The sequence below is a fragment of the Peptoniphilus asaccharolyticus DSM 20463 genome (genome assembly GCF_900176115.1).
GTDB classification, from domain to species: domain Bacteria; phylum Bacillota; class Clostridia; order Tissierellales; family Peptoniphilaceae; genus Peptoniphilus; species Peptoniphilus asaccharolyticus.
The window spans coordinates 100,007-121,580 of the sequence record NZ_FWWR01000009.1 but is presented as its reverse complement, the minus strand read 5'-3'; the positions used below and the strand labels follow the sequence as shown (position 1 = coordinate 121,580).

The 21,574-nt window shown below is 35.3% G+C and carries 21 protein-coding genes and 1 riboswitch; of the genes, 4 read left to right on the top strand and 17 right to left on the bottom strand.

Annotation, left to right across the window (positions count from 1 at the left end; all coding sequences use genetic code 11):
* Positions 1-24 precede the first annotated feature (24 nt).
* The 6 genes from B8869_RS01185 to B8869_RS01160 form a co-directional block, all read right to left on the bottom strand.
* Complete coding sequence (locus tag B8869_RS01185; RefSeq protein WP_084229942.1) at positions 25-156, bottom strand: YSIRK-type signal peptide-containing protein; 132 nt, start codon at positions 154-156, stop codon at positions 25-27.
* Between the two features lie 187 nt (positions 157-343).
* Positions 344-1,615, bottom strand: coding sequence for an amidohydrolase family protein (locus B8869_RS01180; protein ID WP_084229941.1), 1,272 nt, complete (start codon positions 1,613-1,615; stop codon positions 344-346).
* A gap of 25 nt (positions 1,616-1,640) precedes the next feature.
* Positions 1,641-3,062 (bottom strand): NCS2 family permease, encoded by a 1,422-nt coding sequence (locus tag B8869_RS01175; RefSeq protein ID WP_084229940.1) that lies wholly within the window; start codon positions 3,060-3,062, stop codon positions 1,641-1,643.
* Positions 3,063-3,202: 140 nt separating this feature from the next.
* Positions 3,203-3,299, bottom strand: a riboswitch (purine riboswitch).
* A gap of 107 nt (positions 3,300-3,406) precedes the next feature.
* Positions 3,407-4,027 (bottom strand): C39 family peptidase, encoded by a 621-nt coding sequence (locus B8869_RS01170; RefSeq protein ID WP_084229939.1) that lies wholly within the window; start codon positions 4,025-4,027, stop codon positions 3,407-3,409.
* A 5-nt stretch (positions 4,028-4,032) separates the two neighbouring features.
* Positions 4,033-4,764, bottom strand: a complete 732-nt coding sequence (locus B8869_RS01165) for a TIGR03915 family putative DNA repair protein (RefSeq protein WP_084229938.1) — start codon at positions 4,762-4,764, stop codon at positions 4,033-4,035.
* Between the two features lies 1 nt (position 4,765).
* Positions 4,766-5,995 (bottom strand): putative DNA modification/repair radical SAM protein, encoded by a 1,230-nt coding sequence (locus B8869_RS01160; protein ID WP_084229937.1) that lies wholly within the window; start codon positions 5,993-5,995, stop codon positions 4,766-4,768.
* Between the two features lie 118 nt (positions 5,996-6,113).
* Between B8869_RS01160 and B8869_RS01155 the strand changes: the two genes are divergently transcribed.
* Complete coding sequence (locus tag B8869_RS01155; protein WP_200805935.1) at positions 6,114-7,286, top strand: CaiB/BaiF CoA transferase family protein; 1,173 nt, start codon at positions 6,114-6,116, stop codon at positions 7,284-7,286.
* A gap of 717 nt (positions 7,287-8,003) precedes the next feature.
* Here the strand turns inward: B8869_RS01155 and B8869_RS01150 are convergent.
* The 7 genes from B8869_RS01150 to B8869_RS01125 all read right to left on the bottom strand — a co-directional run bounded on the left by B8869_RS01150 (position 8,004) and on the right by B8869_RS01125 (position 12,109).
* Positions 8,004-8,483 (bottom strand): peptidoglycan recognition protein family protein, encoded by a 480-nt coding sequence (locus B8869_RS01150; RefSeq protein ID WP_084229935.1) that lies wholly within the window; start codon positions 8,481-8,483, stop codon positions 8,004-8,006.
* On the bottom strand, positions 8,473-8,616 hold the full coding sequence (locus B8869_RS11550) for a sigma-70 family RNA polymerase sigma factor (protein ID WP_159445219.1): 144 nt from the start codon (positions 8,614-8,616) through the stop codon (positions 8,473-8,475). Before B8869_RS11550 ends, B8869_RS01150 begins: the two co-directional genes overlap by 11 nt.
* Before the next feature lie 14 nt (positions 8,617-8,630).
* Complete coding sequence (locus tag B8869_RS01145; RefSeq protein ID WP_084229742.1) at positions 8,631-9,617, bottom strand: IS30 family transposase; 987 nt, start codon at positions 9,615-9,617, stop codon at positions 8,631-8,633.
* Positions 9,618-9,661: 44 nt separating this feature from the next.
* Complete coding sequence (locus tag B8869_RS01140) at positions 9,662-10,138, bottom strand: RNA polymerase sigma factor (protein WP_084229934.1); 477 nt, start codon at positions 10,136-10,138, stop codon at positions 9,662-9,664.
* 357 nt (positions 10,139-10,495) lie between these two features.
* Positions 10,496-10,933, bottom strand: coding sequence for a transposase (locus B8869_RS01135; RefSeq protein WP_234989709.1), 438 nt, complete (start codon positions 10,931-10,933; stop codon positions 10,496-10,498).
* A gap of 24 nt (positions 10,934-10,957) precedes the next feature.
* The gene (locus tag B8869_RS01130; RefSeq protein ID WP_084229933.1) at positions 10,958-11,110 is read right to left on the bottom strand and encodes a YvrJ family protein; all 153 of its coding nucleotides are present in this window, start codon (positions 11,108-11,110) and stop codon (positions 10,958-10,960) included.
* 777 nt (positions 11,111-11,887) lie between these two features.
* On the bottom strand, positions 11,888-12,109 hold the full coding sequence (locus B8869_RS01125) for a DUF2922 domain-containing protein (protein ID WP_084229932.1): 222 nt from the start codon (positions 12,107-12,109) through the stop codon (positions 11,888-11,890).
* Positions 12,110-12,394: 285 nt separating this feature from the next.
* Here B8869_RS01125 and B8869_RS01120 point away from each other — a divergent pair, with 285 nt between their 5' ends.
* Complete coding sequence (locus tag B8869_RS01120; protein ID WP_084229931.1) at positions 12,395-13,564, top strand: IS110 family RNA-guided transposase; 1,170 nt, start codon at positions 12,395-12,397, stop codon at positions 13,562-13,564.
* A gap of 256 nt (positions 13,565-13,820) precedes the next feature.
* Here the strand turns inward: B8869_RS01120 and B8869_RS01115 are convergent, their stop codons facing one another.
* The 3 genes from B8869_RS01115 to B8869_RS01105 form a co-directional block, all read right to left on the bottom strand.
* The gene (locus B8869_RS01115) at positions 13,821-14,039 is read right to left on the bottom strand and encodes a DUF1659 domain-containing protein (protein WP_084229930.1); all 219 of its coding nucleotides are present in this window, start codon (positions 14,037-14,039) and stop codon (positions 13,821-13,823) included.
* 142 nt (positions 14,040-14,181) lie between these two features.
* Positions 14,182-16,569, bottom strand: coding sequence for an S-layer homology domain-containing protein (locus B8869_RS01110; protein ID WP_084229929.1), 2,388 nt, complete (start codon positions 16,567-16,569; stop codon positions 14,182-14,184).
* A gap of 890 nt (positions 16,570-17,459) precedes the next feature.
* Positions 17,460-18,047 carry a class II aldolase/adducin family protein gene (locus tag B8869_RS01105; protein ID WP_084229928.1) on the bottom strand — a complete coding sequence of 196 codons (588 nt, stop codon included), beginning with the start codon at positions 18,045-18,047 and terminating at the stop codon, positions 17,460-17,462.
* Between the two features lie 82 nt (positions 18,048-18,129).
* Here B8869_RS01105 and B8869_RS01100 point away from each other — a divergent pair, with 82 nt between their 5' ends.
* Both B8869_RS01100 and B8869_RS01095 read left to right on the top strand, forming a co-directional pair.
* Entirely contained in the window at positions 18,130-18,960 is an 831-nt protein-coding gene (locus B8869_RS01100; RefSeq protein ID WP_084229927.1) for a purine-nucleoside phosphorylase, read from the top strand.
* Position 18,961: 1 nt separating this feature from the next.
* A complete protein-coding gene (locus B8869_RS01095) occupies positions 18,962-20,002 on the top strand; it encodes a s-methyl-5-thioribose-1-phosphate isomerase (RefSeq protein ID WP_084229926.1) in 1,041 nt (346 codons plus the stop codon).
* 355 nt (positions 20,003-20,357) lie between these two features.
* Here B8869_RS01095 and tuf read toward each other — a convergent pair whose 3' ends face one another.
* On the bottom strand, positions 20,358-21,551 hold the full coding sequence (tuf, locus tag B8869_RS01090; protein ID WP_084229925.1) for an elongation factor Tu: 1,194 nt from the start codon (positions 21,549-21,551) through the stop codon (positions 20,358-20,360).
* Positions 21,552-21,574: the final 23 nt, after the last annotated feature.

Genomic DNA, 21,574 nt, shown 5'->3' with positions numbered 1-21,574 from the left:
CATAAACAGTATTATTCTCAACCATTAAACTTGTAGTTCCAAACAATACAAATGCTCCAACACACATGAAACAACCCCAATTGATAGTCTTCTTATGGAATATCTATAAACTTTATTTTGCTTTCTATTTTCAATCAAACCTTTAAATTTCTTCATAAATCCTCCCTTATTTAATATTCATTCAAATTTATTACTTGTTATTTCTTAAATAATTTTTTGTCAAAATCTAAAATATTTTAACATAATTCTTTTGAATCAAATATAGTTCCACTTAATTTTTAACTTTTAAGAGAGTGGAATTTTATTCCATTTTAAAAGGGACGCCTATGCGTCCCCTTAATAATTAAAATATTTGATTTCCTCTTATAAATTTGTGTGCTATATCTTTGTTAGCTGACAAGTATATTGTTCTCTCTAATCTTTGGTGCAAGTTCAAATCTTCTGTTCTATATTCTGCATCGTCTATTACTACAGCATCAAATTCGTATCCATCTTCAAACGAACCAACTTTCCCGAAGAATTCTCCACCACCTAAAGTTCCAAGATAAAATACTTCTTCAACTCTCAATGGTTTTGACTCTTCATCTACCAGTCTCCAGAATAGTTTAGAAACTTGAATTGCATCTGTCATCTGTCTAAACATTGAAAGATATGCTCCGCCTGCAACATCACTTCCAAGACCAACTCTCTGACCTTCTGTTAGATATCTTCTTATTGGTGCTATTCCTGATGCCAAATTCATATTCGAATCCGGACAATGTGCAATATATACGCCCCTGTCCTTTAAAAGATTTCTCTCATACTCATCCGACCATACACAGTGAGCCATTATAGTAGGGACTTCTCTTCCAAATATTCCATATCTGTCATAAGACTCTCCGTAGCATTTTGTGTCTGGACAAAGTTCTCTAACCCAAGCTATCTCACCTTGATTTTCTGATAGGTGTGATTGAACAGGAAGTTTATATTCTCTTGTTATATCTCCCAATTTTTCCATCAACTCATCCGTACATGACGGAGTAAATCTAGGAGTTATTATCGGATAGGTGTTTTTGAATTTAGATTTGATTTCATCTAACCATTTTATTGTGCTCTCTGCACTTTCAGCCGCACTTTGCTCTTGCAACTCCGGTATGGAATTTCTATCCATATTAACTTTTCCAACGTATGAAACCAAGCCCGATTCTTCAAGCATATTCATCAATAAAATTGTGCTTGGAACGTGGAGTGTGGCAAAAACAACAGCTCTTGTTGTTGCGCTTTTTTCCAATTCTCCCACAAATTTAGAGTATGTTTCTTTTGCATATTCAATATCTGCATATTTTGCCTCGTGTGGAAATGTGTATGTGTTTAGCCAGTCCAACAACTCCAAATCCATACCAAGTCCTCTAAAATGGTATTGTGGAGCATGGACGTGTAAGTCAACAAGACCTGGCATTACAATCTTTCCACTATAGTCATAAACTTTTAAATATCTATATTCTTCCGGAATGTGATCAAATACTCCTTTTGAAACTCCATCCAAACATATTAAATAGCTATCTTCTTTTGTTATCAAATTTTCGAGATCTTTGCTATAACAAATATCTCCCTTTATTATAAAAGATGCTCTCATAAACATCCTCCATTATAAACTTTTTTTAACCCAATGAAATTAACACATAACGTAGTGCAAATATAATTGAAACTACTGCTGTTAAAGTTTTAATTTCTTTTGTCTTTCCTGTAAATAATTTTAATAGACAGAAACTTATCAAGCCCATTGCTATACCATTTGCAATTGAATATGTGAATGGCATAAATGTTATTGTTATAAATGCTGGAATAGCATTTGTAATATCACTAAAGTCTACGTCTTTTACATTCGCCAACATCAATACACCTACATATATCAAAGCCGGTGCTGTTGCTGCTGCAGGAATTATACTTACAAATGGCGCACAAATTATTGCTGCTATAAATAGCATAGATGTTGTAAGTGCTGTTAGACCTGTACGTCCTCCTTCTGCTATTCCCGCACTTGATTCTACAAGAGTTGTTACAGTTGGCGCCCCAACCAAAGCTCCTGTAAGAGTTGAAATGGCATCTGACATAAGAGCTTGTTTCATTCTTATAACTTCGCCTTTTTCATCCATCATGTTGGCTTGCTTAGCAGCTCCAAGTAGAGTTCCCAAAGAGTCAAACATGTTAACCAATGAAAAACTTATTACCAACATAAATACTATAAATATGTTGTGAACTAAATTTTCCCCACCAAAAAGTCCTGCAAAATCTAAATTGAAAAGTGATACTTCATAAAAGTCATGGAACTTTGTAGCCAAGTTCAAATCAAAAGCGTCAAATTTTGTAACTCCCAATGGTATCCCTATAAGCGTCGCTACAACTATTCCTATTAAGATAGCTCCCTTTACTTTTTTTGCATTTAACACACCTATTACTATAAGGCCTATTAGTGCAACTGTTGCGCTCATTATTAATTGTGTATCAAACTCCGGATTTTGCCATTGTGAGAAGTCTATCATACTTACTAATGTTGCCGGATTATCTACTACAATATTAGCACTTTTCAAACCTATTATGGCGATAAAAAGACCTATCCCAGGTGTCATGGCATCTTTTATACAGCTTGGTATGGCTCTTATTATAGCCTCTCTAAGTCCTATGGCTGTAATCACTATAAAGATTGCACCTGATAAGAATACTATTACTAAAGCTTGTGAATAAGTGTATCCCATAACTAACATTACAGTATATGCAAAAAAGGCACTTAATCCCATGCCGGGTGCTTGGGCAAATGGAAGCCTTGCGTAGACCGCCACTAAAAATGTACCTATAAATGCCCCTATACATGTCGCTATAAACACACCATTTGATACTTTTGTTGCATAAGCATCTTGACCAATTATACGCAAAGGCTCAGAAACTGTCATAGGTATAATTATAAGTATGTAAGCTATCGTTATAAATGTGGTTATACCTGCTAAAACTTCTGTCTTTACGTTTGTGTTGTACTTTGAAAGCTCAAAAAATCTCTCAAAAAACCCCTGTTGTTTTCGTTCCATAACTTTACCTCCTAAAATATAACTATTTTTATAGAGGACTGACTGTTAATCGTGAGTTTGTTAAATTTTAGCAATAAAAAAACTACTCAAAAATCCATTACAAATTAAAAAGCATTGCAAAACTACAGAGATACAGGCATAACAATGCTTTTATAATTTATAGTCGGACTATTAGGTAGTCGATAGAAACGCTTAACCAAATTATAAGCTTATATAAATTATATTATTAAATTGAAATAGATTCTTCGATAACGCTTTCCTCTATTTAAGATAAATTCTACTTTAATTTATTACTTTTGTCAATTAAAAAATTAACATGAATTTACTTTTTTAAAACTTTTTTATTATTTTTTTAAAATTTCCAAAGTGTTGTATGAACAAACTCCCGCAGAGAGTAAACTATGAGAGAAAATATTATAATCTATATATGTTTTTGTTTTTCTCCATCCATCTATAACTTCTATAAACTTTATATTCATACCTTTAAATTTAAAAATTTTATATCCTGTGATTGTCACCGTATGGTTATGATACTCTCCAAAAGCTATATTCATAAGCAGTGGTCTACCCTTATCTATTTCACTTTTTACAGGATTGTAGAAATTTGAAAAATATTTCCCCTTTGCCTTTATCTTTATTCCGTAAAATCTAAAATAATCTTTCATTATATCGTCTATTTTAACCGGCAAAGTTCCGATTGCGTCGCTAAATCCATAGCTTTTTGCAATAGTAAAAACTTGGTCGAATATTTCTTGCTCGCTTATGTTTGAAAAATAATCTTGATAATAGCTTATGACCCTAGTTATAGACACTATAGAGCAATTTTTATTTGGTTGTTTAAATTCATTTTGCAAAAAATTTGGCAAATCCAAACTATTTTCTTCAACTAACACTGCTCCACTATAATTTTTAGTTATATAGCCATATAGATAATCTACCACTTCATATCCGTTACATTTACCCATTTCTATCACTCTTTTCTAATTCCCTTTTCAGGAAGATACTTCCAATACTTCTTTGGCATATTTGAAACCATAAGCTTTGTGTTCCTTCTTTCATCTATACCCACTGTGGAATAAAATTTCTGCCATGCACTTTTAAAAAATTTCTCTCGCTCACTATCCTCCGCTGCTATCTGTTCAACTTCCATAAATTCACACTTTCCCTCCACACAAAAAGCAGCTGTATTTCTTCTTACATCATAGATTACAAATTTTTCATTTGGCATTCTCCTCAAAAAATGTGGAGTTATAAATTTTAAAATATCATTGTGTGGTGTGAACTCTGCGAATAAAAATCCATCTTGAATCTCTCTAAATCTAAGTAGCCCTTTATAGTCATGATTTTCCGAACCAAAATTTTTTAGTATCTTTCTATAGAGTACCGCCTCTTCATTAACTGAATTTAAGTATTTTATCCCGTGCACATACACGCCCTTAACGCACTTTGCTATCACATCCGCCTTCTTTAAATTATCCGAATGGTAAATTATAACTAATTCATTAAAAAATCTCTTTGAAAATTTCTCTATTATTGATTTCTTCACTCGTTCATATTTTTCTAAGTCTGTTCTTGTATGGATGTCTTCAAAAAAATTAACCTGTTCTGACTCAGTTGAAAAATTTACATTTTCTATAACTGAATACGCTTCAAAAATAGCCGTAAAAAGCCCCTCAAAACTCCCATCGTATATATATTTCATATCACCACATCTTTAACTGTTCTACAGAATCCGGATCCCTCTGTCCCATAAAGTCTTTTAAAGACTCTTTAGTTGAAAAATTCTTTCCTCTATATACTCCGCCCACTGTTATAAAATTTATCGCTCGCTTAGTTGAGATTTTTAAACTTCTCAAATCATCATACTTAAGTGCTGCAAACTTCCTCGCCTTTATTATTCTCAAAGCATAGTTTCGACCAAAACCAGGTATTCTCATAAGTTCTTCATAAGTCGCTCTATTTATCTCAATTGGAAAAAGCTCTATGTTCTCTATCGCCCAATTTGCCTTTGGATCTATTCGCAAATCAAAAAATGGATTATCATTATTTAAAATCTCGTTCGCCTTAAAACCGTAAAATCGAAGTAGCCAATCCGCTTGGTAAATTCTATGCTCCCTTAATAGCGGAACTTTTTCTATCCCCTTTGTATATTTTGAATCCACCACAGGCACATAACCCGAATAATAAACTCTCTTCATGTCAAAAGCTCCGTATAAAGCCTCTGCTCTGTTTATAATTGCCAAGTCATTTTCACCTGTCGCCCCTATTATCATCTGCGTAGTCTGACCCGCGGGCACAAATTTAGGTGCTTTTCTAAACTTTTTCCTCTCTTCTATATTCTGTAAAAGATTGTTTTTTATATCATCCATAGGTTTAAAAATCTTTTCATAATTTTTTTGAGGTGCTAATAGCGCCAAAGACTTTTCACTTGGCAACTCAATATTTATGCTTATTCTGTCTATTAAAAGCCCCAACTCCCTTATAAGCTCTTCACTCGCTCCGGGGATTCCCTTCATGTGAATATAGCCGTTAAAATTATACTCTTGTCTTAAAATCCTAGCTATCTCTATAAGCTTTTCCATAGTCTTGTCCGGACTTCCAACAATGCCCGAAGACAAAAACAAACCCTCTATGTAGTTTCTCTTATAAAAATTTATTGTTAAATCAGCAACTTCCCTCGGTGTGAACTCCGCCCTCAAAACGTCGTTGTCTCTTCTGTTTATACAGTATTCGCAATTATAAATACATTTGTTTGTAAGTAGAATTTTAAGCAGCGAAATACATCTGCCGTCCTCACTCCAAGAATGGCAAATTCCGGATATATGTCCATTGCCAAGACCTTTATTATTTTTTCTATCCGAACCACTCGAAGAACAACTCACATCATATTTCGCCGCATCCGTTAAAATTTCTAATTTATCTTTAAGTTCCATCTACTCACCTCTTTTTCTGAAATTATATCATTTGCTAACATAAATGTAAACATACGTTCTGTCAGTTTTGAAATTTTCTGTTATAATCTTATTAAGCATTGCAACTTAGGAGGTTATGATGGAAAATTCTCTTTCAAATTTAAAAATTTTAGACTTTTCAACTCTACTACCTGGCCCTTACGCAACTCTAATGCTTGCTGATATGGGAGCTGAAGTCTTAAAAATAGCATCTAAATCCAAATATGACTTGGTTTTAGAATCAGGATACAGAGCAGAAAATGGTAAGACTGCAAATTTAATGTGGCTTGGTCGAAATAAAAAATCTATGAGTCTAAACTTAAAGACACCTGAAGCCATAGAAATTATAAAGAAATTAATTTTAGAATACGATATTTTGGTTGAACAGTTTAGACCTGGTGTAATGGAAAAGCTTGGACTATCTTACGAAACTCTAAAAGAAATAAATCCAAAACTAATTTACGTTTCAATTTCAAGCTACGGTCAGACAGGCCCTATGAAAAACAGAGCCGGACACGACATAAATTTCTTATCCCTTAGCGGAATTATGAACTCAAGCGGTAGAAAATCAACCGGTCCAAGTTTAATAAACACACAAATTGGAGACTTAGCCGGTGGCGCTCTGCACAGTATAATAGGTCTGCTGGCTGCCGTAAACTATAGAAATGTGACAGGAGTTGGACAACACGTGGATATATCCATGTTAGATGCACTAATTCCACTCAACACTTTAAACGGCATTAACTACCTCTCAACTTCCGAAGAGCCTAAGCGAGAAGAAGAAATATTTAACGGCGGTAATATCTACGATTTCTACCAGACAAGCGACGATAAATATATGAGCGTAGCTTCCCTTGAACCTAAATTTTTAAATAGTTTCTGTGAAATTTTGAATTTGCCGGATTTATTAAAAGAAGGTGCTTTCACACAAAACACTGAAATAAAAAATAATTTGAAGTCCATTTTTAAAACTAAAACACAAGCTGAGTGGATTGAAATTTTTTCTAAATACGATTGCTGTGTCGAACCTGTTTTAAGCTACGAAGAAGCTTTCACAAGCCCACAAGTAGCTGCTCGAGAGATGGTTGTGGAATTAAAAGATGGCGATAAATCTTACAGACAATTTGCAAACCCTATAAAATTTTCTGTTTCAAAAAATAGATATGACCACGTTGGATATGAAATTGGAAAAGATAATCTAAACGTTCTAAAAAATTTGGGCTATTCAGAAAAAGAAATCGAAAAACTCGAAAACAAAGACGTGTTCAAATAAATTAAATTAAAAACTCCAACTAAGTGCCCACTATAGACACCAAGTTGGAGTTTGTTTTAATCCTCTAAAATTTTTAATTTTCTGCAAATATTAAATATCAAACTTAGTAGCACTGCCACAACACTTGTCAAAATTAAGTTTGCACCTATTGCCGCCGTAGGGGATGCATGAGCATAGCGAAGCCCGCCCGTTTGTAGGGGCGGCAAGAGCGTAGCGAAGCCCGCCCGTTTGTAGGGGCGGCAAGAGCGTAGCGAAGCCCGCCCGTTTGTAGGGCGGCAAGAGCGTAGCGAAGCCCGCCCGTTTGTAGGGCGGCAAGAGCGTAGCGAAGCCCGCCCGCGACAGTTTGTGGATAATGAAATACATAATTTTTAAAATATTTTTTGGTTATAAATTTCCACCACCAATGTTTCGTAAACAATTTTGAATTTCGTATGGCTGTGGCTACGGCGGGACGGCCTCACATCCGTTCGTGCCCCCTACGGATGTATTTGCCACCTTTCGTTTTTTTGAAATTCTTATATTCTATTAACAAATTTCACCACCAATGTTTCAACAACGTCTTTGGCTTTCGTTTGGCTCTGGCTACGGCGGGACGGCCTCACATCCGTTCGTGCGTCCCCTACGGGTTTATTTTCCACCACCAATATCCAAACAACATCCCCAAATAAAAAAAACAGGCTGAAAACAGCCCTAAAAACTTATATATTCAAAAATAAACTAATACCTCAACATCTCCCTAAACTCCCACCATTCTTTCCAATTGTTCCCGCTCATTCTCGCCGGACAAACTTTTTTCGACGCATCATAATGCCTAACCACACGCTCCCATGGAATCCCATACGCATCCATCAAAAACTTTATCAACTCAATCCCATTTTGCTTGGTCTTTTCCCAATCATTCCCTTGATTCACACAAAGCTCCACACCAATAGAATTCGAATTAGTTATCCCGAACCTACCTCGCCCGTCGCCACAATGCCATGCCGCATTCGTAACCTCTATAATCTCAACAGCACCCTTCTCGTCCACAAAATAATGAGCCGAAGCCTGCCTATCACCCCTGCCAAAATATTTATAATGCGCAATCGCATCCGCCCCTACAGACGTATTCCCCGTATCATGCACTACAATAAACACTGGCCTTTGCATACCACGTTTTGAAAAATTGTACTTAATCGGTCTCTTGTCAATCAACATATAACTTTCCCTCCAATTCCTTTCTAACTAACTTAATCGCAGCCACTTTCGTATTTATTACAGTCCTAACCTTAATGCCAAGTTGGTCAGCTATTTCAGAATGACTTTTTCTTTTGAAATGACGAATTGTCAAATCAAATGCAACACCTATGGTAAGAGACCAAAAAGTTCTTCTTTAGGTGTTTTATATTTTATACATTTTCTAGGTCTATTATTCATTAAACTTAAGTTATAATTTAATTCATCAATATTCACTTCTGATAAATCCATACCCTTAGGATAAAACTCCCTCAAAAGTCCGTTACTATTTTCATTTGTACCTTTTTGCCATGCACAATAGGGATCACAAAAATAAGTTTTGCATCCTAATTCTTTTTCTATTTTCTCAAATTCTGAAAATTCTTTACCTCTATCAAAGGTTATTGTTTTTACTAATTCTTTTGGATAATCTTTTAATGCATTTATTATTGCTGGTGTTACGCTTTCCGACTTTCTATTTTCAACTAGGATTGCTATATAATATCTAGATTTTCTTTCTGCTAAAGTTACGAAACAACATCTACTTTTCCTTTTATGATCTAATCTGCCTGATTCCACTGTATCTGCTTCCCAGTGGCCTAATTCTTGCCTTCTGTATATCTCTTTAGGTCTTTTCTTAATTGTTCTACCTTTATCATTGAATTTTCCTCTTTTTTCTGCTGGCCTTTTAAATTTAGCTTTTCTTCTCAAATTTTTCATACTAGTTTTTGGCAGCTTTTTGGCGTGTATCATTCTATATATCGTTGATGTAGATGGTAATTCATGAATCTCATTTGTGTTTCTATTTGATATTTGTTCAGGGGACCAATGTTCGTTAATCTTTACAGTTAAATAATCAATAACATCTTTAGAAAATTTACTTTTTCTATGGCAGTCTTTTCTTCTATCAATATATTTATCATTTGCCTTTATCGGAAAGTACTTAGTGTAACTTCCCCTACTAACTTTTATCTTAGATGAATTTCTTTTAATTTCTCTAGATATTGTACTAGGTGACCTTTTAAGTGCTTGTGCAATTTTCCTTATACTCATTCCTAAATTTAAAAATTGGTAAATACAAGATCTTTCTTCTATGGTAAGATGGTTATAGCTCATAGTTAATCACTCCTTTTAATATGTTTTGTTTGGTCACTTACATATTAACACAGCTGATTAGCTATGAGTTTATTTATGTTGCACTTGTTATGATAAATTATCAAATAATAAAGCACTAATACTTCCCTCTGCCTATCACTCAACTTCTTAATCGCCACGTATAGCTCAATCTTCATCTCCCTATACAAAACATCATCTTCCATCCCATAATCATCCTCAACATCAAAATCCGGCTCCAAAAACGTAACCTTACTCTCATGCTTCACTAAGTACTTCAAAGTATCCAAATAGAAAAATTTCAAATAATTCTTCACATAATTTAAAAAATGTCCCCTGTCAGATTTGTAAGTTTCAATACACTCCAGCACAATCACTCGTCCGTCCTGTAACAAATCTTCAAACTCTTCCCTAATCGGACAATATCTCCTTATCGAAGATATAATCAATGGATTAAGAGCATCCAACAACTCAATCTTGGTTTCATCATTCCTCGCATTCTCAATTAAATAATTTATATTCATAGCTAACCTCCTTTTGCTATTTAATTAGAACGTTTGTTCTATAACCATTATAGTACGTATGTTCTTTTTTGTCAAAAATAAAAAGGTTTTATAACCTTTGCAATTTTGTTTTAAAATCAGTTTTCGCATTGTAATTACCCGTGGGAAATAAATTGTAGGGGCGGCAAGAGCGTAGCGAAGCCCGCCCGCGACAGTTTGTGGATAATGAAATACATAATTTTTAAAATATTTTTTGGTTATAAATTTCAATACCAATGTTTCAACAACGATTTTGAATTTCGTTTGGTTTGGGTTACACGGGACGGCCTCACATCCGTTCGTGCGTCCCCTACAATTTTATTTATCGCCCTATATTTCTTACACATAATAAACATCCCTGTCCCATGTGAATGCATTGTTCTCTATGTATTCATAAATGTTACAATGCTCCTTTTCGTCCCTTATTACCCTGTCATAATACGATCTCTGCCAAACCGACTTGCCAGCAATTCGACTCACATCAGACTTTAACTTTCGCACAAACTGCGGAACAGACACGCCACCATTTGAAATTTCCAATATAAAATGCACATGATTTGGCATCACAATATACACTTCAACATCAGACATATCTTTTAAAATATTATCAATTGCCATCCCCACGGAATTCAAAATTACATTTGGTCTATCCGTAAAATTCATATCCCCAAAAAGTTTTTGTTTCTTATCCGCACATATAGTTATAAAATAAAGACCATTTGAAGAATAATCATAACCATCCAAACGGATTCGCTTTCTCTTTGGTAGATTTTCCATACAAACACCCCTTTTATGTAAACATTATGATTTTGAATTTAAGTTTCCAATACTGCTGCTTAGTTCATTTATACTGTTCGTTAAATCACTTAATTTAGATTCAATTCTGAACAATAAATAAAATGTTATGGCAATAGGAAACCCAACATTTGATATTTGAGCCATTATTTCATCCACAATTTTCACTTCCTTTCTGTGTAAATGTTTATATTTTTATACCCATGTTTCCAATGAATTATATTTTTGATTATGTTCCGTAGAGGACACAACCCATGGTGGCAATAAATTGTAGGGGCGGCAAGAGCGTAGCGAAGCCCGCCCGCGACAATTCGTGGATAATGCAGTTTGTGATTTCCAAATGATTTTTTGGTTATAAATTTCACCACCAATGTTTCGTAAACGGTTTTGAATTTCGTATGGTTCGGGGTACGGCGGGACGGCCTCACATTCGTTCGTGCGTCCCCTACAATATTAAACATCATATTTATTCGTACACCATAAAAATCGTGAAAAGTCTTAGACTTTTCTACATTTTCCCTAAAAGCGTTTTGAGGGTGTAGGGGGAGGGAGCTCGAGGGAGGGCGTGAGGGAGAATCGCAACGCCCTTAGCCCTCCCTCGAATTTTGAAATTAAAGGTTTTAAAAAGAATTTGTTTTTTTGAAATTTTTATAAAATAATTCCAATTCAAATTTATTCCACCACCAATGTTTCGTAAATGGTTTTGGATTTCGTTTGGTTTTGGCTACGGCGGGACGGCCTCACATTCGTTCGTGCCCCCTACGGATGTATTTGTCACCTTTCGTTTTCTTGAAATTCTTATATTCTATTAACAAATTTCCACCACCAATATTTCAACAACAATTTTGGATTTCGTTTGGCTGTGGCTACGGCGGGACGGCCTCACATTCGTTCGTGCGTCCCCTACGGGTTTGTCAAATGACTATGTATTAGAAATCAACCTTGTAAAAGGTCTGTTTCTATAACCTCTTTGGTGTATGCTCTTCCGAAGCCAACCAAATCCCCCTCAGGTCCATTAAAGACTTTTGCGTCTCTAATAGTTGATTCCAAATCAAGAAGATCTGACTTATCAATATTTTCCTTTGGGTTATCAAAACTCATACTCAAAGTTTTTCCGCCTTTGTCTTTAAAGACAAGTTCTAAAGTTTTTTTCTGCATAATTTTCTCCTTATATAATGTATTTAGGTTGTTAAAGGTAACCTATAATCCTTTATCGACTAAATATTATTCAGGTTTGCTGTATAATATTGTTATTAGATAGAGTGTACTCGTTTTCTCCTTGAGATTTAATCTCGTAATTGAAAGAGTGAGTCCTCTAATCTTTTAACTGTTTACGAATAAGTTAGATGTTGACCCTCTTAGGGTACTTCGTATTTAGCATAAGGCAGTAACGTTATTAGATTTTGAGGTGTCTATCTAAAATACTTTTTTGTGAGGTTTCAAATGTTTTATTTAGGTATTGATATTGGTAAAAATACTCATGTTGCTTCATTAGTTGATGATAAGAAAAAAGTTATTTTTAAAGCTTTTTCTTTTTCAAATTCCATTTATGGTGCTGAGAGTTTAATCCTTAAACTAGAAGCTTTCAAAAATGAACTTGAAATTGGCATGGAGGCTACTGGTCATTATTGGTTATCTCTATACTCATATCTTGCCCAAAAAAACTTTACTGTTCGTGTTATCAATCCAATCCAAACTGATGGTTGGAGACAAGGTATCGAAATCAGAAAGAGAAAAACTGATATTATTGATTCTCTTTTAATAGCCGATCTTCTTCGCTATGGTGATTTTGTTGAAACTTCTCTTTCTAATGAGGACTATTTGTCTTTGAGAAATCTTTCTAGATTCAGATCTTATCTTGTATCATCAATTGGTGATCTTAAAAGAAAGACTATTGCTCTTTTAGACCAAGTTTTCCCTGAATATGCTTCTTCTTTTAGCAATATTTTTGGTAAGACTTCTAAAGAAATTCTTTCAAATTTCTCTACTCCTTTAGACTTTGAAGATATCAGTTCTGAAGATTTACAATATTTTTTAGACAATGTTTCTCGAAAGAAGTATGCTTCTAGAAAACTTGAAGAACTTTCTAAGAAAGCTTCTAAATCTTTTGGCATTAATTTCTGCATGGATTCTTTTAGACTTCAAATTAAAATGCTTATAGGGCAAATTTCTTTTATTCAAAATCAAGTTTTAGATGTTGAAAAAGAAATTGAAATTTTACTTGAAAAACTCAATTCTCCAATTAATACCATTCCTGGTATTGGTTCTGTTAATGCTGCTACTATATTAGGTGAGATTGGAGATATTAAAAGATTTTCTAATCCTTCTAAGCTTGTCGCTTATGCTGGTTTGGATGCTAGTGTTTCTCAGTCTGGAGAATATGAATCTACTTACAATCATATGAGTAAAAGAGGTTCTCCTTACTTAAGGCGTGCTCTTTTTCAATCCGCTCTTAGAGCTGAATTTTGTGACCCAGTTTTTTCTGATTATTATCAGAAGAAAATCAGTGAAGGCAAACATCATTTAGTTGCTACAAACGCTGTTGCTAGAAAGCTTTGTCATACTATTTTTGCTGTTTTAACTAAAAATGAACCATATCAACAACAAAGTTAGTTTTTGCTTAATTATGAATTAATTTTTGAAAAAGGTTCTGTAAATGACGAGCTTTGCTCGGGCATAGCCTTTATCATTTACAGGTTCTTTTGAGAAAATTACTATTTAAAAGGAAAAAACTTTGCTAACCCTATTTTTAATCTTAAACTTTAGGGTACTTTTTCATGCTTATTTTTATTCAGTTTTTATCAATATCATTACTTATATTTTCTTTGTTTCACCTCTTGACTTTTAATAGTTAGTCTTTCTCTAATTGTTATTCTGTGATTTCTGACTCTGTAATCTTATAAGTTTTTACAATCGGTGTTGATAAAAGCTTACCTATCTTTCCGGCTGTGCTCTTTATCGCATCGACGTCGGCATCTTTGTTTAGCTTAGATAATGTCTTAGACTTTATCTTTGCCTTGCCATCTTCGCCTAAACCGACGTTAAACTCAAGTCTTAGCTTTGCGCTTCTTAAAGTTTCTTTTGCCATGTTATCACCTCCTTACACTATATATATAGAAATAAGGAGCAAAAGTTACTATTCATTTTTAAAATTTTTTCAAAATTATTTTTCGATTAAAAAAGGGCATAAAAAAACCCGAGATTTCTCTCGGATTTTTTATTACAAGTTGTTAATCTTTTGTTGTTACTTTTCCATCAAATGTGGTTGTAGCAGTACCTAAATCTGCTTTTGCATCAGTTGCGTCTTTTGCCACTTTTGCATTACCCATAGCTTGTTCAGCTTTGTCTATAGCTGCTTTAAATGCGTCTCTGTCTGCCTTTGTAGCCCATTTTTCACCTTTAGCAACATCTGTACCATCTGCAGACTCTTTTACATTTTCTAACTTAGCTTTAGCTGAATCAATAGCTTTTTGTAAATCAGCTTTAGCTGCATCTAATGCAACTTTTTCTAAATATGCTTTTAGAGTTAAATCATTAACCTTGAAGTTATAAGCTCTACCATCTAAGTTTCTATCATTTGTAGATTGAACTTCATATTGAACCTTAACATCTTTTGCAACAAGTTTAGCTAAATAGTCTGCATCCTCTTTGTTTACAATATAAGTCTTAGTTTCGTAGTTAGCATCAGAATTAAAGTTATCTCTGAATACTTTCATATCTACAATATAGTCATTACCTTGTTGGCCAACATTAGTTACCATACCTACTCTTGTTCTGTTGCTAATATTAGGTAGCATCTTTTGGATTGATCCTTCAAGAGTTGTGTTTGCTGGAAGAATTGAAAGTACTTCTACTTTTATAGTTCCTTTTTCTACAGTAAATTGAAGTTTATCTCCAACTCTTAAATCTCTGTATTGTTTTGCATTGAAGATATCAGCATCTCTAACGTCTAATGAAGACATATCGCCATATTTATCAACAACATCAATTACTCTCTTATCATTAGCAAATCCTTTAACTTCTACTACTGGGAATTTAACTTTATCGCTGTGATCGATAACTGTTTCAAGTCCATCAGTATTAGCATTTGTCATGTAATTAACTTTAATTACATCATAAAGATCTCCATAGTTGTATGGGAAAGCTGACATATTGTTAAAGAAGTTTCTGTCATAAACTTTTCCATCAGTATCTTCAAGAGTTGCATTACCTAAAGAACTTGCTTGGTTAACTACTCTGAACATTTCAGTTTTAGCTGATTTAGCTACTACGTTGAATACTACAACTTTAGCAGTATTTCTGTCATTTTGGTTAAAAGCATCAACTACAGCTTTATGTCCATCTTGGTTAAAACCTGCATATACATTTGGAATCATATTCCATCTTGCTTGGTTGTATCCGATTAAAGACATAGCTTCGTTAATATCTTTAACTTCTTTCATAATGTTGTTAGCAGGGTTAGCAACAAATACTTTTGTATCGCTGTTAATTCCTACTGTAACTACATCTTTAGCTCCATCTTGGAAAGTTAAAGAATCTACTTTAGTATCATTTGCTCTAAAGTTAACTTTAACCCAACCATCAAATACTGGTTGCATTTTATCATTAGTTAATTTAGAAACATTAGTTAATCCAGTTTCTACTGTGTAATCAGCAACGCCATTCCATCTTGAATTCTTAACTACTCTGTTAGCATCAGCATTTAAAGCTAAAGCTGATGGATTACCAAGTTCAAGAATGTGAGTTACTTCTTTCTTGTCATTAGTTATGATTCTTACTAATGATCCAAGGTAGAAGTCTGGGTTAGTAATATTTTTAACTTTAATTACATTAGCATTATTTCCTTCAACTCTATTAGCATTTACAAATACTGTATCAGTTGTGATAGTGTATTCTTGTTCTTTAGCATCTTGGTTAAGAACTAATTTGTCTCTGTTTAGAGAAGAAAGTACACCTAATTTTTCATTAGCTGCAGTTCTTCTGAAGTTTTGCATTTTGTAAAGAGCGTTGTATACCATTGTGAAAGCATCGCCTCTGTTAGCAGCTGCGTTTGAATCAGCAACAGTTACATCATCAAGAATTCCTAATTGTTGTGCCCATGTTAACCATAGACCAGCCCATTTAGCGTTAGCTTCTTTAACCATGTCTGCAGTTAGATCAGTTTTAACTAAAACTACTAACATTTTTGCAAGTTCTGCATATGTTACGTTGTTTTCTGGTTTGAATGATCCATCTGGGTAACCTTGTAGCATTGGTTGTCCGTTAGTTGCTGAAGGAACTGTTGTACCTACAGTGATAACGCCGTTTGCCCAATGTGAGTTATCAACATCGCTGTAAAGTTTCATAGCACCTTGTAATTTAGCTGCTAAGTCTTTGTTTCCATTAGCAATAGCTAAAAGCTTAGTGATTTCAGCTCTTGTAATGTTTTTGTCTAGTCCTAGACTTCCATCTTTGTAACCTTCAACTAATTTTTTGTCAACTACGTATTGGATTTTGTTATCCTTACCAGTGATTTTTTCAACTTTTTCAGTTGTTTTAGTTTCGGCAGCGAAAACAGATGTGAATGTTCCTAGTACCATTACTAGTGTTAGTACTAGAGATAATAATTTCTTGTTCATCTTGTCTTTCGACCTCCTTAAAAATTTTGTAGACCTACAAAAGTCTTAAACTTTTGCTCGACTGTTTGAACTAACAGTCTTTTAGAGGTGACAAGTAAAACATTAGTCACATGGATTAATATTTAGTTGTCATTGTTCCTCGTTGTTATTATTATACACTATTATGTTTAAATGTAAAATTACAGTTTTGTTACAGATTTGTAATTTTATGAAATATTATTGTAGCATTTGTTTGTTTTGGGTGGTGTGTTGGTTGTTGGTTGTTGGTTATTGGTGTGTTAGTTCCAACACCAATGTTTCGTAAACGATTTTGGATTTCGTTTGGCTGGGGCTATGGCGGAACGGCCTCACATTCGTTCGTGCGTCCCCTACGATGTTAAACATCATATTTATTCGTACACCATAAAAATCGTGAAAAGTCTTAGACTTTTCTGTATTTTCCCTAAAAGCGTTTTGAGGGTGTAGGGGGAGGGAGCTCGAGGGAGGGCGTACCGTGACCCATGGGAGCAACAATTTGTAGGGGCGGCAAGAGCGTAGCGAAGCCCGCCCGTGACAGTTCGTGGATGATACAGTTTGTGATTTCCAAATCATTTTTGTTTAATAAATTTCCACCACCAATGTTTCGTAAACGTCTTTGGATTTCGTTTGGCTGGGGCTACGCGGGACGGCCTCACTTCCGTTCGTGCCCCCTACGATTTACGAAAATGTTATTTAATTTTATTAATTATATTTCAAAAATCATTTTTGTTTAATAAATTTCCACCACCAATGTTTCGTAAACGATTTTGGATTTCGTTTGGTTTAGGCTACGGCGGGACGGCCTCACATTCGTTCGTGCCCCCTACGATGTTAAAATATCATATTTGTTCATACACCATCCAGCGCCCTTACTAATCATTTATCGTATATACTCTTCCTATTCCCTTTGCGTAATAATATATTTTTGCCAAGTCTTCTACGTATTCGGCTGATAAAAATGCTTTTTCCATACTTGCTCCGCAACACAAAACTCCGTGGTTTGCCAATAGGCATGAATTTGGCTTTTCTAAATATGGTATTATCGCCTTTGCAAGTTCCATTGAACCGGCTTTTTCAAATGGCGCAACTTTCAATTCCCCACCTATGAATGGTTCCATCTCTATTGAAATAAGTGGTATTTCTTCTCTCGCCACTGCAAATGCTGTGGCAAATGTTGAGTGTGTATGGACTACTGCGTTGTATTTAGGATAATTTTTATATATTTCAAGGTGCATCTGCCATTCTGATGATGGGACTTGCCCTTCTATGTATGGTTTGCCATCTGCGTGTATTTTAACTATGTCTTTTTCTTCTATCTTTTCATAGTCCATTCCGCTTGGTGTTATATAAAAGCTGTCTTCGTCTTCTCCTCTAAGGCTTATATTCCCACTTGTGCCTGCAACTAATTTTGTACTATACAATTTTTTACCGGCTTCTACTAATATTTTTCTGTAATTCATTTTACACCTCTTATATTTCAAATATAAAATTATATTTACAATTATGATATACTGAATTGAAATAAATATACAGAGGTACGTTATGTTAAAAGAAAAAGTTTTTGAAATTTATAGAGATAGTGCTGATTATATTTTGTCTAAGATAGGTGAGTCGGTTGATTTTGCAATTGTGCTTGGAACTGGGCTCGGCTCTTTACTTGATGATATGGAAGATAAAATTGAAATACCTTATGAGGACATACCCGGATTTTTGATTTCTACTGTTAAAAGTCACCCGGGCAAGTTTATTTACGGAACTTTGTCTGGCAAAAAAGTAATCTGTATGTCCGGCAGATTCCACTACTATGAGGGTTATGATTATAATGAGCTTGCAACTCCTATATATGTTTTAAAGCTTATAGGGGTTAAAACTATTGTGCTTACTAATGCTGCGGGAGCTGTGAACTACAATTTCCACCCTGGAGACATCTGCGTTGTAACTGACCATTTGAATTTTGGTTGTGTTTCTCCAACTCGTGGGAACAATTTGGAAGAGTTTGGCGAGAGATTCTATCCTATCGACAATTTATATGACAAGGATTTACGTGCATTGGCTAAAAAGTCTGCGATTGAACTTGGTTTTTCTTTGAAAGAGGGCATCTACTTCTTCACTGTCGGGCCTTTTTTTGAAACTCCGGCTGAGATAAGAGCCATCAGACTTTTGGGCGGAGATTTGGTCGGCATGTCCACTATTTCTGAATCACTTACTGCTGGACACTGTGGGATTAAAGTTCTATGTCTATCTTTGGCAACTAATTACAGTTCTGATAGGATAGAAAATATGGATGGTAGCGAGGTTGAGGATGTGGCTATGGCTGCTTCTGAAAATTTCAGAAATTTAATTATTAAGATTTTAGAGAATTTCGAGGGATAGTATGCAAAGACAAGATTATAATTTACCTTTTATGCTCCAATATGAGAATGTGGCTTGGTATGAAGATGGACGTGTGAGAATTTTAGACAGACGGATTTATCCTAAAGAGGTTAGGTTTGTGGAGTGTAATTCTCATGGTGAGGTTGCTCAGGCTATCACCGACATGGTCACTCAAAGCGCCGGTCCTTACACTGCTGCTGGGATGGGAATGGCTCTTGCGGCTTACGAGGCTCGTGAGTTGGAAGTTGCGGAAAAAATAAATTTTTTAAGAGCTGCTTCTGATAGAATTTCTAATGCTCGCCCTACTACTGCAAACAGAATGAGAAAGATAACTGAAGATTCTGTAGCTGTTGCAATTAATGCAATTGAAAATAATTTAGACCCCATCAATGCGATTTTTGAAAACACTGTGGAGTCTTTAAACAGAAGATATTTTACTATGAACAAGGTTGCAAAGCATTTATGTAGTTTGATTCCCGACAATGGTAAGGTGCTTACTCAATGTTTTGGAGAAACTATTATCGGAATGATGCTTAGAACTTTAAAAGAAAATGGTAAGTTGGCGAGTTTTTATTGTTGCGAAACTCGACCTTATTATCAAGGTGCACGTCTAACTGCAACTTGCTGTAGTGAAATGGGTTTTGAAACTACTGTTATATCGGACAATATGGCGGCTTATCTGATGGAAAATGTAGGGATAGATTTATTCACTTCTGCCGCCGACACTATCACAAGGGACGGTCATGTTGCAAACAAGATAGGTACTTTTCAAATTGCTCTTTTAGCAAGGGAGTTTGATGTTCCGTATTTTGTAACTGGTATTCCTGATGATGATAAGTTTTCAAGAGATGATATAAAGATTGAGTTGAGAGATCCGGCTCTTGTGTTAGGTGATTGGACTGCGAAAGGTGTTAAGGCGATATATCCATCTTTTGACATCACTCCACCAAAGTTGATTCGTGGTGTTGTAACTGACAAGGGCGTATATGATCCAACTGAACTTGAACATTATTTCGACAATGATGTGGAAAGATTTTATTAAAGATAATAGATTTTTGGGACGGAGTTTTTATCACCGTCCCTTTTTTGTGGGGTATTATGTATTGCCGTAGTGGCGAAGAGCGTAGCGAAGTCCGTCTGTTTCGTAGGGGCGGCAAGAGCGTAGCGAAGCCCGCCCGTGACAGTTCGTAGATGATATAGTTTGTGATTCCCAAATAATTTTTGGTGGATGATTTTCAACACCAATATTTCGTAAACGATTTTGGATTTCGTTTGGTTTGGGCTACGGCGGGACGGCCTCACATCCGTTCGTGCCCCCTACGGGTTTGTTTTTCGCCTCTACGTTTTTTTGGCATAAAAAATACCTCAGATTTCTCTGAGGTACTTGTTTTTTTTAATTAGTCGATAAGTTTTGATACAACTCCTGATGCTACTGTTCTTCCACCTTCTCTGATAGCGAATCTTAGTCCTTCGTCCATTGCGATTGGTGTGATTAGTGTTACTGTGAATGTTGAGTTGTCTCCTGGCATTACCATTTCTACGCCTTCTGCTAGTTGGATATCTCCTGTTACGTCTGTTGTTCTGAAGTAGAATTGTGGTCTGTATCCGTTAAAGAATGGTGTGTGTCTTCCGCCTTCTTCTTTTGATAGTACGTATACTTCGGCTTCGAATTTTGTGTGTGGGTGTATTGTTCCTGGTGCTGCTAGTACTTGGCCTCTTTCGATTTCATCTCTTTGGATTCCTCTTAGTAGGGCTCCGATGTTATCTCCTGCTTGGGCTTGGTCTAGTTGTTTCTTGAACATTTCAACTCCTGTTACTACTAGGGTTCTTCTTTCTTCTGTTAGTCCTACTAGTTCTACGTTGTCGCCTACTTTTACTGTTCCTTGTTCTACTCTTCCTGTTGCTACTGTTCCTCTTCCTGTGATTGAGAATACGTCTTCTACTGGCATTAGGAATGGGTGGTCTATGTCTCTTACTGGTTCTGGAATGTATGTGTCTACTTCTTCCATTAGTTTTAGGATTTTGTCTCCCCATTCTCCGTCTGGATCTTCTAATGCTTTTAGTGCTGATCCTACTACGATTGGTGTTTCGTCTCCGTCAAAGTCGTATTCGCTTAGTAGGTCTCTGATTTCCATTTCTACTAATTCGATTAGTTCTGGGTCATCTACTTGGTCTTCTTTGTTTAGGAATACTACGATCTTTGGTACACCTACTTGTCTTGCTAATAGGATATGTTCTCTTGTTTGTGGCATTGGACCGTCTGCTGCTGAACATACTAGGATCGCTCCGTCCATTTGTGCTGCTCCTGTGATCATGTTCTTTACATAGTCAGCGTGTCCTGGGCAGTCTACGTGTGCGTAGTGTCTGTTTGCTGTTTCGTATTCTACGTGAGATGTTGAGATTGTGATTCCTCTTTCTCTTTCTTCTGGTGCTTTATCGATGTTTGCGTAGTCTACGAATTCTCCTGATCCGAATCTTTTGTTTAGTACTAATGTGATTGCTGCTGTTAGTGTTGTTTTGCCGTGGTCTACGTGTCCTATTGTTCCTATGTTTACGTGTGGTTTGTTTCTTTCAAATTTAGCTTTAGCCATTTCATGCCTCCCTAATTATCTTT